This is a genomic window from Larkinella soli, from assembly GCF_003703975.1.
GTDB lineage: Bacteria > Bacteroidota > Bacteroidia > Cytophagales > Spirosomataceae > Larkinella > Larkinella soli.
The window spans coordinates 132,620-146,912 of the sequence record NZ_QTJY01000010.1 but is presented as its reverse complement, the minus strand read 5'-3'; the positions used below and the strand labels follow the sequence as shown (position 1 = coordinate 146,912).

Annotated in this window: 13 protein-coding genes; 2 read left to right on the top strand and 11 right to left on the bottom strand. The window is 59.0% G+C overall.

The window, feature by feature from the left end; translation table 11 throughout:
- The first annotated feature begins 48 nt into the window (after positions 1-48).
- Positions 49-984, top strand: a complete 936-nt coding sequence (locus DX909_RS18080) for an alpha/beta hydrolase (RefSeq protein WP_128546605.1) — start codon at positions 49-51, stop codon at positions 982-984.
- A 69-nt stretch (positions 985-1,053) separates the two neighbouring features.
- Here the strand turns inward: DX909_RS18080 and DX909_RS18075 are convergent, their stop codons facing one another.
- From DX909_RS18075 to DX909_RS18030, 10 genes are all read right to left on the bottom strand, one after another.
- Positions 1,054-2,208, bottom strand: a complete 1,155-nt coding sequence (locus DX909_RS18075; RefSeq protein ID WP_128546604.1) for an acyltransferase family protein — start codon at positions 2,206-2,208, stop codon at positions 1,054-1,056.
- A 207-nt stretch (positions 2,209-2,415) separates the two neighbouring features.
- Positions 2,416-3,321 (bottom strand): prohibitin family protein, encoded by a 906-nt coding sequence (locus tag DX909_RS18070; RefSeq protein ID WP_128546603.1) that lies wholly within the window; start codon positions 3,319-3,321, stop codon positions 2,416-2,418.
- 179 nt (positions 3,322-3,500) lie between these two features.
- Positions 3,501-3,965: an Mpo1 family 2-hydroxy fatty acid dioxygenase gene (locus DX909_RS18065; RefSeq protein WP_128546602.1), complete on the bottom strand. Its 465-nt coding sequence runs from the start codon at positions 3,963-3,965 to the stop codon at positions 3,501-3,503.
- 60 nt (positions 3,966-4,025) lie between these two features.
- Complete coding sequence (locus DX909_RS18060; protein ID WP_128546689.1) at positions 4,026-5,690, bottom strand: complex I subunit 4 family protein; 1,665 nt, start codon at positions 5,688-5,690, stop codon at positions 4,026-4,028.
- A 17-nt stretch (positions 5,691-5,707) separates the two neighbouring features.
- Entirely contained in the window at positions 5,708-7,621 is a 1,914-nt protein-coding gene (gene nuoL, locus DX909_RS18055) for an NADH-quinone oxidoreductase subunit L (RefSeq protein WP_128546601.1), read from the bottom strand.
- 121 nt (positions 7,622-7,742) lie between these two features.
- The gene (locus tag DX909_RS18050) at positions 7,743-8,357 is read right to left on the bottom strand and encodes a 2OG-Fe(II) oxygenase (RefSeq protein WP_310589859.1); all 615 of its coding nucleotides are present in this window, start codon (positions 8,355-8,357) and stop codon (positions 7,743-7,745) included.
- Positions 8,357-8,668, bottom strand: coding sequence for an NADH-quinone oxidoreductase subunit NuoK (gene nuoK, locus DX909_RS18045; protein ID WP_128546600.1), 312 nt, complete (start codon positions 8,666-8,668; stop codon positions 8,357-8,359). Before nuoK ends, DX909_RS18050 begins: the two co-directional genes overlap by 1 nt.
- Positions 8,669-8,732: 64 nt before the next feature.
- On the bottom strand, positions 8,733-9,257 hold the full coding sequence (locus tag DX909_RS18040) for an NADH-quinone oxidoreductase subunit J family protein (RefSeq protein WP_128546599.1): 525 nt from the start codon (positions 9,255-9,257) through the stop codon (positions 8,733-8,735).
- Between the two features lie 23 nt (positions 9,258-9,280).
- Positions 9,281-10,495 (bottom strand): 4Fe-4S dicluster domain-containing protein, encoded by a 1,215-nt coding sequence (locus tag DX909_RS18035; protein WP_128546598.1) that lies wholly within the window; start codon positions 10,493-10,495, stop codon positions 9,281-9,283.
- Between the two features lie 111 nt (positions 10,496-10,606).
- A complete protein-coding gene (locus DX909_RS18030; protein WP_164851325.1) occupies positions 10,607-13,015 on the bottom strand; it encodes an alpha-ketoacid dehydrogenase subunit alpha/beta in 2,409 nt (802 codons plus the stop codon).
- A gap of 296 nt (positions 13,016-13,311) precedes the next feature.
- Between DX909_RS18030 and DX909_RS18025 the strand changes: the two genes are divergently transcribed.
- Positions 13,312-13,770, top strand: coding sequence for a DUF1573 domain-containing protein (locus tag DX909_RS18025; RefSeq protein ID WP_128546597.1), 459 nt, complete (start codon positions 13,312-13,314; stop codon positions 13,768-13,770).
- 118 nt (positions 13,771-13,888) lie between these two features.
- On the opposite strand, the gene DX909_RS18020 is transcribed toward DX909_RS18025, so the two are convergent.
- Positions 13,889-14,272 (bottom strand): four helix bundle protein, encoded by a 384-nt coding sequence (locus DX909_RS18020; protein WP_128546596.1) that lies wholly within the window; start codon positions 14,270-14,272, stop codon positions 13,889-13,891.
- Positions 14,273-14,293: the final 21 nt, after the last annotated feature.

Here is a 14,293-nt window from a genome sequence, read left to right as displayed (position 1 = left end):
CCTTTCATTGCCGGTTGCCTTATATTGCGATAAATTTCCAAACCCTCTATGAAGTTCACCCTCACGTTGCTGTCGGCGGCCCTGCTGCTGACGAGTTCCTCAATGGCCCAGAAACCGGAAACCCTCCATCTCTGGCCCGACGGCCAGGTTCCCAATGCTGTTCCGAACGACGCCGTCCAGGAGAAATCCGAAGTCGGAAAAGACGGTATTCTTCGCATCAGCCAGGTCATCGTACCGACGCTGGTGGCCTATCTGCCGCCGAAAAACAAGGCGACGGGGGCCGCCGTGATGGTCTGCCCCGGCGGAGGCTACGGTATGCTGGCGTTCGGCCATGAGGGCGAGGAGGTGGCGAAGTGGTTTAACGACCTGGGGGTGGCGGCTTTCGTGCTGAAATACCGCCTGCCTGACGACCGTACCCAGAAAAACAAGCACGAGGTTCCGCTGATGGACGCCATGCAGGCCATGAAACTCATCCGGCAGAACGCCGGAAAGTGGAACGTCGATCCCGGACGGGTCGGGGTGATGGGCTTCTCGGCGGGCGGCCACCTGGCGGCCACCCTCTCGACGCATTACCACCGCGGTCCGATGGCCGGCGAGGAGGCCAAACCGAATTTTTCGGTACTGATCTACCCCGTCGTCACGTTCGGCGCGAAGGCCCATTCCGGCTCGCGGGACAATCTGCTCGGCAGGAACGCCCCGGCGGAGCAGATCGCTTATTACTCGAACGAACTTCAGGTAAGCGATAAGACACCACCCACTTTTCTGGTCCATGCCCAGGACGACAAGGGCGTGCCGGTGGAGAACAGTATCGATTACTACCTGGCCCTGAAAAATGCCGGTGTTCCGGGTGAAATGCACCTTTATCCGACCGGCGGCCACGGTTTCGGCTACCGCGTCAAGGGCAAAGGCTCCCTGGAAACCTGGCCCGACGCCTTCCGCACCTGGCTCAAAGCCATCGGAATGCTCGACCGGAAAGGCAGCTGAAGATAACATTCAGTCGCTCTGCGACTTACCGTAGGGTATCTTCCCGAACAACCTCTCGCCCGGGTTGGATCAGACCCGCAGAAACACCTTCTTTTTGTACAGAAAATACAGAAACACCCATTTCACGGCCAGCAGACCGATGATGAAACCGACCTCGCGGACGGGTTCGGAGAAGAAGCTTAGAATGCCTTCGAAGAAGAATTTGGTCGCGTAGGGGAAGTCGATCACCTCACCGGCCAGGTAAATCAGGATGGAATTCATGCCGATGACGGTGAAGAAGAAGGCCCAGCCGCGAATATTTTTAACGTCGATGATCCAGTAGAACAGGGCCAGCATCAGCAGGCTCCAGCCCCCGGCCACCAGCACGAACGAGCTGGTCCAGAGGTTTTTGTTGACCGGAAAAACCAGCCCCCAGCCGTATCCGACCGCCAGACAGACCGCTCCGGCCGCTACCAGCCAGAGCGTTTTTTGGTCACGGTGAGCCGAGCGTCCGTCGCTGCGCAGCAGCCGGCCGGCAAAGATGCCGAGCAGGCCGGTGCCGATGGCCGGCAGGGTCGAAAAAAGGCCTTCGGGATCATGCACTTTCAGGTAAAGCCGGCCCGGCACTACCAGGCGGTCGATATACCCGGCGAGGCTGCATTCCTTCGTCAGTACGCCCGCTCCGCAGCCCGGCACCGGCACGAGCATCATCAGCGCCCAGTACCCCAGCAGCAGCCCGGCAAACCAGCCGTACTGCGCCCGGGGGTTCGGGAAGTAGAGGTAGATCAGTTGGGCGCACATTCCGGCCAGACCGATGCGGCCCAGCACGCTCGGAAACCGCATGTCGCTGATAGGTTTAGTGAACAGGCCGTTGTTGTAGATAATGCCCAGCAGCACCAGAATCAGCCCTCTCGTGATGATCTTCCGGGCGAGTTCCCCCTTCGGAACGCCTTTCTCCAGCCGGCTGCCGACCGCAAACGGGGTGGAAACACCGGCCATGAACAGAAACAGCGGGAAGATGCAGTCATAAGGCCGGAAACCGTTCCATTCCACGTGCGTAAACTGATCGGCCATGAAAAGGGCCCAGGCCCAGCCGGTCGTTTTGGCGAGAACATGGAAGATTTCTTCTCCCCCGGCGATCCAGAACATATCGAAGCCCCGGAGGGCGTCGAGGGACATCAGGCGTCGGACGGGGGCGGGCTGGGCAACGGCGGGTTCGGTGGAGACGGTAGAGGCTGGCTGCATCTGAATCAGGCTGAATGAGTCGAAAGTGTCGAGAGTAATGATACGAAGAAAACGATGAACCTTCAAGACGAACCCGCTTAGAAAGGCCCGGCCTGGAGGGCCCGGCCTGGAGGGCCCGGCCTGGAGGGCCCGGCCGGACAGGTTCGCCCTGAAGGCTTTATCATTCATTACGACTCCTTCGTCGAATCAGGCTACCGCCCGGGCGGATTATTTGTCGCTCAGCAGCAGGGGCGCATTGCTGCGTCCGCCCAGCACGACGATCTTGGTATTGGGCGATGCCGCCAGTTCGCGCTGGGCCTTGATCTGCTCATACTGAAGCTGCCGGTCGGTCAGGCCCGTCGCCAGAATCTTCTGGTAGTCGGCGATACCCTGCGCTTCGACGCGCTTCCGGTCGGCTTCCTGACGCTCTTTCTGCAGAACGAACTGCATCTTCTGGGCTTCCTGCTCGGCATTGATCTTCGACTCGATAGTCTTCTTCACGGAGGCCGGGAGGTTGATGTTCCGGATCAGGAGCTGTTCCAGCAGCAGGCCCCGCTTGCGGAAGTCGTTCTCGATGGATTTGTAGATCCGATTCTGAAACTCGTCGCGTTTGGTCGAATAGAGCGCCACCGCATCATAATACACGGCATTGTCCCGAATGCGGGTCCGGGTGATCGGCCGGATGACATTTTCGGCGTAATTCGGTCCCATCTCCCGGAAGATCCGGGGCGTTTCGGCAGGAACGACGCGATACAGCACCGTCAGGTCGATGATGACCTCCAGCCCGTCGGCCGTCAGCACCCGGATGGCGTCGTCGCCCTGCCTTTCCCCTTCGTCGTGAACGGCCGACATGGTATAGTTCTGGGTCTTAATATCGAATTCGGTCACGTTGACCAGCGGGTTGACCAGATTCAGCCCGCTTTCCAGCACCCGGTTCTGCACGCTGCCGAAGAGGCTCTGCACCCCGACGGTACCGGCGTCGATCTGCCGGATGGAGCCGGAAAGAAAACCGATCAGCAGCAAAATAACGCCGATGACTTTCAGCGGACGGGAATAACGGGCCATCACCAGCGAAGGCGTGTTGACGGCGAAACCGGCAATCAGGGCCAGCACGCCAAGAATGAGAAATAACATGGTTTCGGAAAAAGGAAAAATGAAAGAAATAAAGAGGTGAAGAAACGAATGGAGGTCAGCGCCACACCTGAGGTGGATTCATGGAGTTTGTCAGTTTAAGTGCGTTAAAGATACGGTGGTTTTCAGCGGCTTATCGGCTTTTTACAGGAAGGGACGCCGGAAAGGGAGAATGGCGGTTTTCAATAGCCGATGCCGAGTTTGCGGTAGATGAAGTGCATCAGCCACATCGGTCCGATCATCAGAAACTGGAGGTCCTTGAAAAAGGACGGTTTTTTGCCCTCGACCCGATGCCCCCAGAACTGGCCGATCCAGGCCAGCACAAAGAGGACGGCGGCCACCTTCCAGGGCGTAAAACCGGCCGCGACGATCTGCTGCCAGAGGATCAGACAAATCAGGGAAAACAGCGCCATCCCGACCGATAGCGGCCGGGAGAGTGTGAAATAATAGATCGTCACCCCCACCAGCAGGATCATGGCGACGTTCAGCGGCAGGTTGGGGCCGAGCAGCACGGGCAGCCGGATCCCGTAAAAGAAGCCGACGACACTAAAAAAGATCAGGGGAACACAGATCCAATGGACCAGTTTGTTGGTCGGGTTCTGGTGGCTTTCGCCGTATTCCTCCAGCCATTGCCGGGTGGTTTTCATCGTTTGTAATCCTTCTGTGTTCAGTAATATTACAAACTTTTCGCTACAAAATCCAAGGGCTTATTCAATGCTGAACCGCTGAATCCAGTCGGCGACCGTGGAGTTGGTCAGGTCGAACAGCAGGTTGGGGAAAATCCCGAGCAGCAGCGCCAGAACGGCCAGCGGAACCAGCATGAGCCGTTCCCGGCCGTCGAGGTCGGTGAGTTGGCCGGCGGCTTCGGGCCGGAACCAGAGCGTCCCGAAAAACATCCGCTGGAGCGTCCAGAGAAAGTAAGCCGCGGCCAGGATGATGCCCAGCGTGGCCACCGCCGTCATCCAGCCCGGCAGCCAGATCGACTGGAAGCTGCCCATCAGCGTGAACAGTTCCCCGATGAAACCCGAAAAGCCGGGCAGGCCGAGCGAGGCAAAAAAGGCGATGGCCGTCAGGGCGGTATAGCCCGGCATGGCCCCGGCCAGACCCCGGTAATGGTCGATGCGCCGGTCGTGGGTGCGGTCGTAGATGACGCCGGTGATCAGGAAGAGCATGGCCGAAAGTACGCCGTGGCTGGCCATCTGGTACACCGCGCCGTTGATGCCCTCCGATGTCAGCGACGCAATACCGAGCAGCACGAACCCCATGTGTGATACCGACGAGTAGGCGATCATCTTCTTCAGATCCACCTGCGCCAGGGCGTTGAACCCCCCGTAAACGATGGAAAGGACGCCCAGACCGGCCAGCAGCAGGGCGTATTCGGCCGCACCGTCGGGAAAGAGGCCCCAGCCGATCCGGAGAAAACCATACCCGCCGATCTTCAGCAGCACCCCCGCCAGCACGACCGAAACCGGCGTCGGAGCCTCGACGTGGGCATCGGGCAGCCAGGTGTGCAGCGGCACCACCGGCAGTTTGACGGCAAAACCCAGAAAAACGCACAGAAACGCCAGCAAACGGGAGGGAATGCCCATCAGCATAACCTCACCGGCAACACTCAGAAACGAATCGGGCAGATAATTGCCGCCTTTTGCCATATGGCGCAGGTCGAAGGTATGCACCAGCAGATTCGACGGAATCTTATACTCGGACAGCAGAAACTGCACCTGACGGATCACCTCGTCGGTGGCTTCCGAACGGTCCTGTATCAGCCCGACCCGCAGGGCGGTCTCGACCGGGTCCATTACCGACAGATACAGGCCGATCATCACCAGCAGGATCAGCACCGACCCCGCCAGCGTATACAGAAAAAACTTGATGGATGCGTATTCCCGGCGCGGCCCGCCCCATAAACCGATGAGAAAATACATCGGCAGGAGCATGAACTCGAAGAAGAGGAAGAACAGGAAAAAGTCCAGCGCCACAAAACAGCCGATGACCGTCGAGGTAAGAAGCAGATAGAGCGCGTGGTAGGCTTTCTGGCGGGCGTCGATCTTCCAGGAGGAGACGGCCCCGACGAGCATCACCACCCCCGAAAGCAGCACGAGCGGCAGACTGATGCCGTCGACGCCGACCAGATAATCGATCGATACTACCCCCAGCGAACCCAGCGGCAGCGTGATCCAGTCGGCCCGTTCGAGGAGCTGGTAGCCGGACTGGGTCGGATCGAACGCCGAATAGGCCGCCCCGCAGAGCAGCAGTTCAAGGCTACAGCAGATCAGGGTGATCCATTTGTAACGGCTTTTCATGGAAGCCGGCAGGAGTACCACCCCCAGCGATCCGATCAGCGGAATAAAAATGAGTAACGACAGCATAATGTATATCCTATTGCCGGCTAAATCAGCAGCCAGAGTATCAACAGCAGGCCGACGACGGCACTCACGATGTACGACTGAACCCGCCCGTTCTGGACCTGCCGCGTCAGACCACCCAGCCGACGCGCCAGCCAGGCCGCCCCGTTGACGAGTCCGTCGACAAACGTCCGGTCGAGCCAGGCCACCATGTGGGCCAGTACCACCGTTCCGACCCCGATCCATTCGACCAGCCGGTCGATCAGCAACTGGTCGAAGCGGTAACATTGGCGGGCAAAACGCACGAACGGCCGAACGATCAACCTGCGATACCATTCGTCCAGATGCCAGTTCTGCTCCGAAAGCCGGGTCCAGACGGTCGAAGCGGCCGGTTCCGGCATACGCCACCCCAGCCCGACGCCCCCCGCCACGACGGCGACGGACAGCAGGGCAATCCAGAGATGCCCACCCGTTTCGCCCGAGAGCGGAAACAGATTCGCAAACCAGCTGTGGCCGGCCGAAAACGGATTCCAGGAAAACGTAAAGCCCAGCGACAGGGCCGCCAGCACGATCACCGGACCGGTCAGCAGGAAATCGCCTTCATGCACGTGATCGGCCGGATGGGCGGTATTCCGGTACTCGCCGTAAAAGACCATGCGGGTCTGGCGGGCCATGTAACAGGCCGTCAGCCCGGACGAAAGCAGCGCCAGCACCGGGATCAGGAAGGCCGGCCCGCCGGATCGGCCCGCCCAGTCGAACGCGCCGGTCAGAACGGCTTCCTTGGACAGAAAACCGGAGAACAGCGGCACGCCCGCCAGCGCAGCCGCGCAAACCGCATAGCCGATGAAGGTAACCGGCATCCGTTTCCGCAGCCCGCCCATCAGCCGCATGTCCTGCGTGTTGGTGCCGTGAATGACCACGCCGGAAGCCAGAAACAGCCCGGCTTTGAAGAAAGCGTGGGTCGTCAGGTGAAACAGGGCGCCGGGAACGTTGCCGGTTCCCATCCCGACCACCATCAGGCCGAGCTGCGACACCGTCGAATAGGCCAGCACTTTTTTAATATCGTTTTGATAGAGAGCGGCATAGGCGGCCATCAGCATGGTGATGGTACCGATGCCGGTGATGATCATCAGCGCTCCGGGCGACAGCAGAAAATGAATCCGGGCGAGCAGAAAAATACCGGCCGCCACCATCGTGGCCGCATGGATCAGGGCCGAAACCGGCGTCGGGCCTTCCATGGCGTCGGGGAGCCAGGTCGAAAGCGGAAATTGCGCCGACTTACCGATGCAGCCGCAGAACAGAAAGAAGCCGGTCAGCGTTGCCAGGGGGCCTTCGGGCAGAAACAGGGCGGGCAGTTCGGAAAGTTCGGTGGTTCCCGACTGAAAGATCAGCAGGAAAATGCCGAGCAGAAAACCGGCGTCGCCGATGCGGTTCATGATGAAGGCCTTTTTGGCGGCCACAGCGGCTTCAGGTTTGCGGTACCAGAACCCGATGAGCAGGTACGACGACAGGCCGACCAGCTCCCAGAATACGTACATAACCAGGAGATTGCCGGCCAGGACGATGCCGAGCATAGACCCGATAAACAGCCCCAGAAAACCGAAATACCGGTAGCGGTCGCGGTCGTCGTGAAGGTAGGAAATGGAAAAGAGCTGCACCAGCAGGGCAATGAAATGCACCAGAGGCAGCATCAGCAGCGTGAGCGTGTCGACGCGGAACGTGATCGGCACGGAGCGGCCGGAGAGGGCCAGCCAGTCGGTGCGCAGGGTGATCGTTTCGGGTCCGGCCAGAAGAATGACCCAGACGGAAAAGCCCAGCCCGACGAGCGTCAGCCCGGATGCCGCCCATCCCGCCGGCCCGTTTGCCCGCCGACCCGCCAGCAGCCACAGACTGCCGCTGACGAAGGGCAGCAGCAGAATCAGCCAGAGAACGTTTCGGACGGTATTGTCGTCGGGCATAGAGCGGTGGACAGGACTTTTGAGGGGCAAATATCCTGAATAAACAGGCGAATTAAAATAAATCGTCGATTTTATGCCGCTATGCCCCGGTTGGTCACCGGCCTTCGGGTGGTCCGGCTCCTCAGGCGGTCCGGAGCCAGCCGGTCAGACTGATGCGGTCGCGGCCGGCCGGCAGCACTTCGTGTTCGAGCCGGGCGCTTTCGAAGCATACCAGACGGCCGCCCACGGGCAGTACCTCCAGCGCCTGCTCCGTTCCGTTTTCCTGGGGCAGATACAGCAGCAGTTGTCCGCCGTCGGCCGGCTGCCAGTCGTCGTTCAGGTAACAGATAACGGACAGCCGGCGACGGGAGTCGGTCCGAAACCGGTCGAGATGGCGTTGATAGAAGGTGCCGGCCGGATAATGGGCGTAGTGAAACTCCGCGTCGCGCAGGTTCAGGTAGCAGGTGCGGTTGAGGTAGTCGATGAAGTGCCGGATGCTGCTCAGAAAGGCCCTTTCCTCCGGGGCCGCGTATTCTTCCGCAAGCCACAGGATGGAGTCGCCCCGGATGCCGGTCTGCACCGTCACCTGCTGATTGCCGATCCCGGCCGGTTTAAATTCACCCTGTCGGCGCTTTTCGTGCAGGATGCGGGCCAGAGCCGCCGTCTCTTCCGGCGACAGGAAATGATCGACAATGCCGTAACCGCGATCGGCCAGGCCGTCGATCAGAATCTCGAAGCGTTCTTCCAGCGGGTTCATTATTTTCTCAGTTCGTTGACTTCATCGAGTTGCACCGTCCGGAAGTGCCGGTATACCTGCAAAATGATCGCCAGGGCAATGGCGGCTTCGGCTGCGGCCACAATCATGACGAACAGGGAGAACATCTGTCCCTGAAGCCGGTCCGGATCATACTGGCTGAAGGCGATCAGGTTCAGATTCACGGCATTCAGCATCAGCTCGATCCCCATCAGCACCATGATGGCGTGCCGTTTCAGCACCACGACGGCCAGTCCGATGCTGAACAGGGCCGCACCGATGAGCAGATAGATTCCGGAGTTGATGGGTTCCATGGACGGGTAGCGGGGAGATAGCGAATAATAAATAACGAATAATGAATATTGAATGGCGGCTCGGTCAGCGGTCCGGGCGGGAGGAGGCAGCTAAGGTTGAGGCTCCGATCAGAGCCACCAGCAGCAGCACGCCCGCAATCTCGAAAGGCACCACAAATTCGGTCATCAGCTGCCGCCCAATGGTATCGACCGTCGATTCAAAAAACGGCTCCCGTCCGAAAAGCACGAAATTGGCCCGGACCAGGGCGCTGTACAGGACGCTGAAAATACCGCCGGCCACCACCAGCGCCCACAGCCAGCCGCGGTGCCGGGTCAGAACATAATTGGGTCGGGTGAAGTCCGTTTGCCCGGCATCTTTCGTATGGGTCAGCATGACCCCGAAAATAATCAGCACCAGGACCCCGCCGACGTAGATCATAATCTGCGAAACCGCCAGAAAATCGGCCCCGGCCAGTACGAACAGCCCGGCCACCCCCAGCAGCGTCAGCAGCAGAAAGAAGGCGGCATACAACACGTTCCGCGTCAGCAGTACGCCGAACGCCGAGCCGAGGGTGAGCAGGATAAACAGATAAAAAACGATCTGAACCACGGTCGATACGGGTTAATTAAACGCTATGATTCTTCTTTCGGTGGAGTGTTCGGCTTCATCGTGGGCCGGAACGCCGGGCGTTTGGCCGGCTCGGCCGGTTTCGGTTCCTCTGTTTTTCTCTCCTCCGGTTTGACCGCTTCCGGCGTTGGCGGTTCGGCCGGTTTGGGTGCCGGCGGTTTCATCGTCGGGCGGAACGCCGGTTTCGGAGCGGCCGGTTTTTTCTCCAGCCCTTCCATGGCGATCTTTTCGGCTTCGTCGGGTGTGGCGTCCGTCAGCGGATGTTCGGCGACCGAGCCGGCCGAATTCTGCTCGGTCAGCGGTTTTTCGGGTTCGGCAGCGGGTTTGGCGCCGGCCGGTTTCTGCGTCGGGCGGAACACCGGGCGGGCTGCCGGTTTTTTGGGCGCTTCCGCAGCCGGCATTTCGGCGGTCGGTGGTTCGACACCCGATGGTTCGGCAACCGGCTCATTGGCGGTCGGTGTATCGACACCCGGTTCATTCGCGGTCGGAGCGGTTTCGGTGGCCGGCTGCGCCTTATCTTCCATTGAGACCTCCGAGGGTTCGGCCGGTTTGGCGGCTGGTTTCATGCCGGGCCGGAATACCGGCTTCCGGGGCGCTTCGGCGGCCGGTGTGGCGACACCCGGTTCCGCAGCGGGAGCGGCTTTCGCGGCCTTCTGGGCTTTGAGTTCTTCCTTCTCCCGGACAAACTGCTCGTACAGGTCCCGTTTTTCCTCCGCCTGTTCGGGCGTCAGGTTCGTGAAGTGGTACGTCATGTTGCCCAGTTCGAATTCGCTGAAGTCGTAGGTCTTCGTCATGGTCAGGCACTCGGTCGGGCAGACGGTCGTGCAGAGGCCGCAGTAGCAGCACTTGGCCATGTCGATGTCGAATTTGGCGGCATACAGGCGGATGGGAGACCCGTCCGACGCTTTGCCGACCTCTTCGGTCGCCTTCACGGCGTCAATGGTGATGCAGTCGACGGGGCATACCTTGGCGCACTTGTCGCAGACGATGCAGTCGTCGATCTCGTTATGCAGGCGATACCGCCCATTGTCGGGCACCGGAATCGTCTCGAACGGGTATTGAAGGGTAACGATCCCGTCTTTCTGGGTGAAGTAATCGGCTGCCTGCACGCTGACCTGCTTGCGGCTCCGGCGGGCGTTCAGCAGGTGCCGGAACGTCAGCTTCAAACCGGTGATCGTTGTTCGGATGCCTTCTTCTATATCTTTAAAATACTGACTCATTCCAAAAACAGTTAAACGCAAAGGTCGCTAAGAATAACACAAAGAACGCAGCGAAATGGTTGCGGCCCCCGCGTTTTTCTCATCGGCTCCTGTGTTTAACCCAATTTCGGCTCAATAGATTTCCGGAAACCGCCCGGGCTCCGCTTCGTGCATGAGTTCGTATACGGTGTCGAAGACGTCTTCGGTATTGGGTTTCGAGAAATAATCGCCGTCCGAACCGTAGGCCGGGCGGTGCGCTTTGGCGGCCAGGGTTCTTGGCGGAGAGTCCAGATACCGGTAACCGTTCTGGCCCTCGATCACTTCCTGCATCATGTAGGCCGTTCCGCCCCCCGGAAAATCTTCGTCGGCAAACACCACGCGGCTCGTCTTTTTGAGGGATTCGCTGATGAGGTGGTGAATGTCGAAGGGCAGCAGCGTCTGCACGTCGATCACCTCGCAGCTGATGCCGAACTGCTGCAGCTGCTCGGTGGCTTCCAGCACGATACGGCACATGGACCCGTAGGTGACGATGGTCACGTCGGTTCCCTCGCGGAGGGTTTCCGGCACGCCCAGCGGCAGGCAGAACGCATCGAGGTTTTCGGGCAGGCGTTCCTTCAGCCGGTAGCCGTTCAGGGGCTCGATCAGCAGCGCGGGGTCGTCGCCTTTGATGAGGGTGTTGTAGAAACCGGCGGCCTGGGTCATGTTGCGGGGGACCAGAATGTGCAGGCCGCGCAGGCTGTTGATCATCGCGCTCATCGGGGAGCCGGAGTGCCAGATGCCCTCCAGTCGATGGCCACGGGTCCGGATGATCACCGGCGCCTTCTGCCCGCCTTTGGTGCGGTAGTGCAGCGTCGCCAGATCGTCCGTCAGCGTGGCCAGCGCGTAAAATACGTAGTCGAAATACTGAATTTCTACAATGGGCTTCAGGCCGCGCATGGCCAGGCCGATGCCCTGTCCGATGATGGTCGTTTCGCGGATGCCGGTGTCGGTGATGCGCAGTTCGCCGTACTTTTCCTGCAGCCCGGCAAACCCCTGGTTGACGTCGCCGATCTGGCCGACATCCTCTCCCAGCGCCACAACGCGCGGGTCGCGGGCGAAGAGGCTGTCGAAATACCGCTGCATCAGCTGATAGCCGTCGATGAGCTGGATTTCATCCGAATACTGGGCCGGGACGGGCGTCACCTTCATCGGCGAGTCGGGCGAGTCGCTGTAAAGGTGGGAACTGTAGCGTTCCTCGTTCCGGCGGCCCGTCTTTTCCAGCCAGGAAAGCATATTCCGGCGAACTTCGCCGTTGTCGTCCCGCAGATACCGCAGGGCGCGTTTGACGGCCGCGGTGGCATCCCGGCGAAGGGGGAAGTAGGTTCGCTGAAGCTGTCCGCGGAGGTGGCCGATCGGCCCGGCATCGGCAGACGACCGCTCCGCCTGTTCAAGCAGGGCTACGGCTTCGTCATACTCCTCTTTCAGCGAGGCCGTATAGGCCGCCCAGGCCTGTTTGCGGGCGGCTTTGGCAGTCTGGTCGGCTTCCCGTTCGATGGCGTCAAGTTCGTCGGGGGTGGCGTATCCGTTTTCCTGAATCCACTGCCGGAAGATCCGGTTGCAGTCGTGTTCGCGTTCCCACTGGAGCCGTTCGGGCGTTTTGTAGCGTTCGTGGGAGCCGGAGGTCGAGTGTCCCTGCGGCTGCGTGAGTTCCTGCACATGGATCAGCACCGGAACGTGTTCTTCACGGCAGATGCGGGCGGCCCGCTGGTAGGATTCGATCAGGGCCGGATAATCCCAGCCTTTCACGGTCAGGATCTCGATGCCCTTCTCGGTGGCGGTGCGCTGGAAACCGGCCATGGCCTTCGAGATGCTGCCTTTGGTCGTCTGGTATTCGACCGGCACGGAGATGCCGTATCCGTCGTCCCAGACCGACATCAGCAGCGGCACCTGAAGCACGCCGGCCGCGTTCATGGTTTCCCAGAACATACCCTGCGAGGTGGACGCGTCGCCGATGGTTCCGAAGACAATTTCGTTACCATTTCGGGAAAACGTCGTCAAAACATGTAAGTGCGTATTCTGACGGTACAGCCTCGACGCGTAGGCCAGACCCATCGATCTCGGAATCTGGCCTGCCGTCGGGGCAATGTCACAGGCGGAGTTATAGAGTTCGGTCTGGTCACGCCAGAGTCCGTCGTTATCGAGCCAGCGGGTGGCGTAGTGTCCGTTCATCTGACGCCCGGCGGAATTGCGCTCGGCTTCGACGTCGGTATGGGCGTACAACTGGGCAAACAACTCCGTCCACCGGAGTTCGCCGAGGGCGGCCACAAACGTCTGATCGCGGTAATAGCCGGAGCGAAAGTCTCCGCGCCGGAAGGCCCGGGCGGCTGCAATCTGGGCGACTTCCTTGCCGTCGCCGAAGATGCCGAACTTAGCTCGTCCACCCATGACTTCGCGTCGGCCCAGCAGGCTTACCTGCCGGCTTTCGCAGGCCAGTCGGTAATCCTGCAGGATATTTTCCTGCGTCAGAATATTGGTTGTACTCAGTTGTTCGTTTGCAATCACAGAACTGCCCTGGTTTTAGGTTTGAGTTTTGTGTGTCGATGAAGTGTCGGTTCCTATCTGCCTGGTTTCCTGTCTCTAACGATCGGAAAGACGCAGATGGCGTCAGGCCGAAGGCGGAACGGAAACCCTACTGCCGATTAAAAATAATATAAAGTTCGGCAGCTTTCAAAAAAACGATTTTTTGCCTTTCTTTGTTGAGACATCAAATGCCGATATTTATTTGGCAAACCTTTTGAGGTAGTTTCGGATTTATAAGTGGAATACCCGATTGTTTGTAACTAAATTTTTCAAAAGCAATGAAAAAAGCTTTTTCACTTTTCGTAGTTTTTTTTGCAATTACGACGGTCGCTTTTGCCCAGAAAGGGGTACTTAAGTTTTCTTCGGAGTCACACGACTTCGGCAAGGTTCCCCAGGGAACGCCGGTAACCTACACCTTCGAGTTTACGAACACGGGTACCGATCCGGTCGTGATCTCCAACGCCCAGCCTTCATGCGGCTGTACTACGCCGGACTGGACGAAGAGCGCGGTTCTTCCGGGTCAGAAAGGATTTGTAAAAGCCACTTATAACGCGGCCTCCATGGGTGCGTTCAATAAGAACGTAACCGTCACGAGCAACGCCGAACGGTCGACGATCGTGCTGAACCTGACGGGTGAAGTGACGGCGAAAGACGGTCAGCCGACGACGGCCGCTGCCGCCAGCCCGGCCCCGGCGCCCAGCGAGAAAAAGAAAAAAGGTACGAAGACCTCCCGCTAATACGCTGAAGGGTTAATTGAATCAGTAGTACCCAAAAGGCATCTGGCTATACCGGATGCCTTTTTTAATGATTGAGTTGTTGAATTGTTGAATGATTGAATGGGCGTTGCCGGGCGAGTTACCTGGACTCTTTTGTTGCTTTTGAATGTTTGCGGGCGGTAGCGAAGATGGAGAGGAGTTCGGTTGCTTCCTGAACCAGATGCTTTAACTTGTTTTCCGGCATAATGTCGGCTTCTATCATAATCTCAAGCCAGAACAGCGTTTCATCAGATTCTTCAACGACAATGGATAGCTTGGAAAAATATTCAGTTTGGCTTCGTGCGCGGCAGGTCGCCCGGTAATTGGCGGCCATCGAGGTGGCGGCACGTAGATATTGTTTTCCCACAATGGCAGCTTCTCCCGTTTTCGGCAATGCTCTATAAAGCCGAATGCTTCTCACGGCAAAAGCTTTGGTTCTTCCTAACAATGATTGTACAAACTCGCTTTTGCTTCTTGTTTCCATAACCCTTACTCAATCATTCAA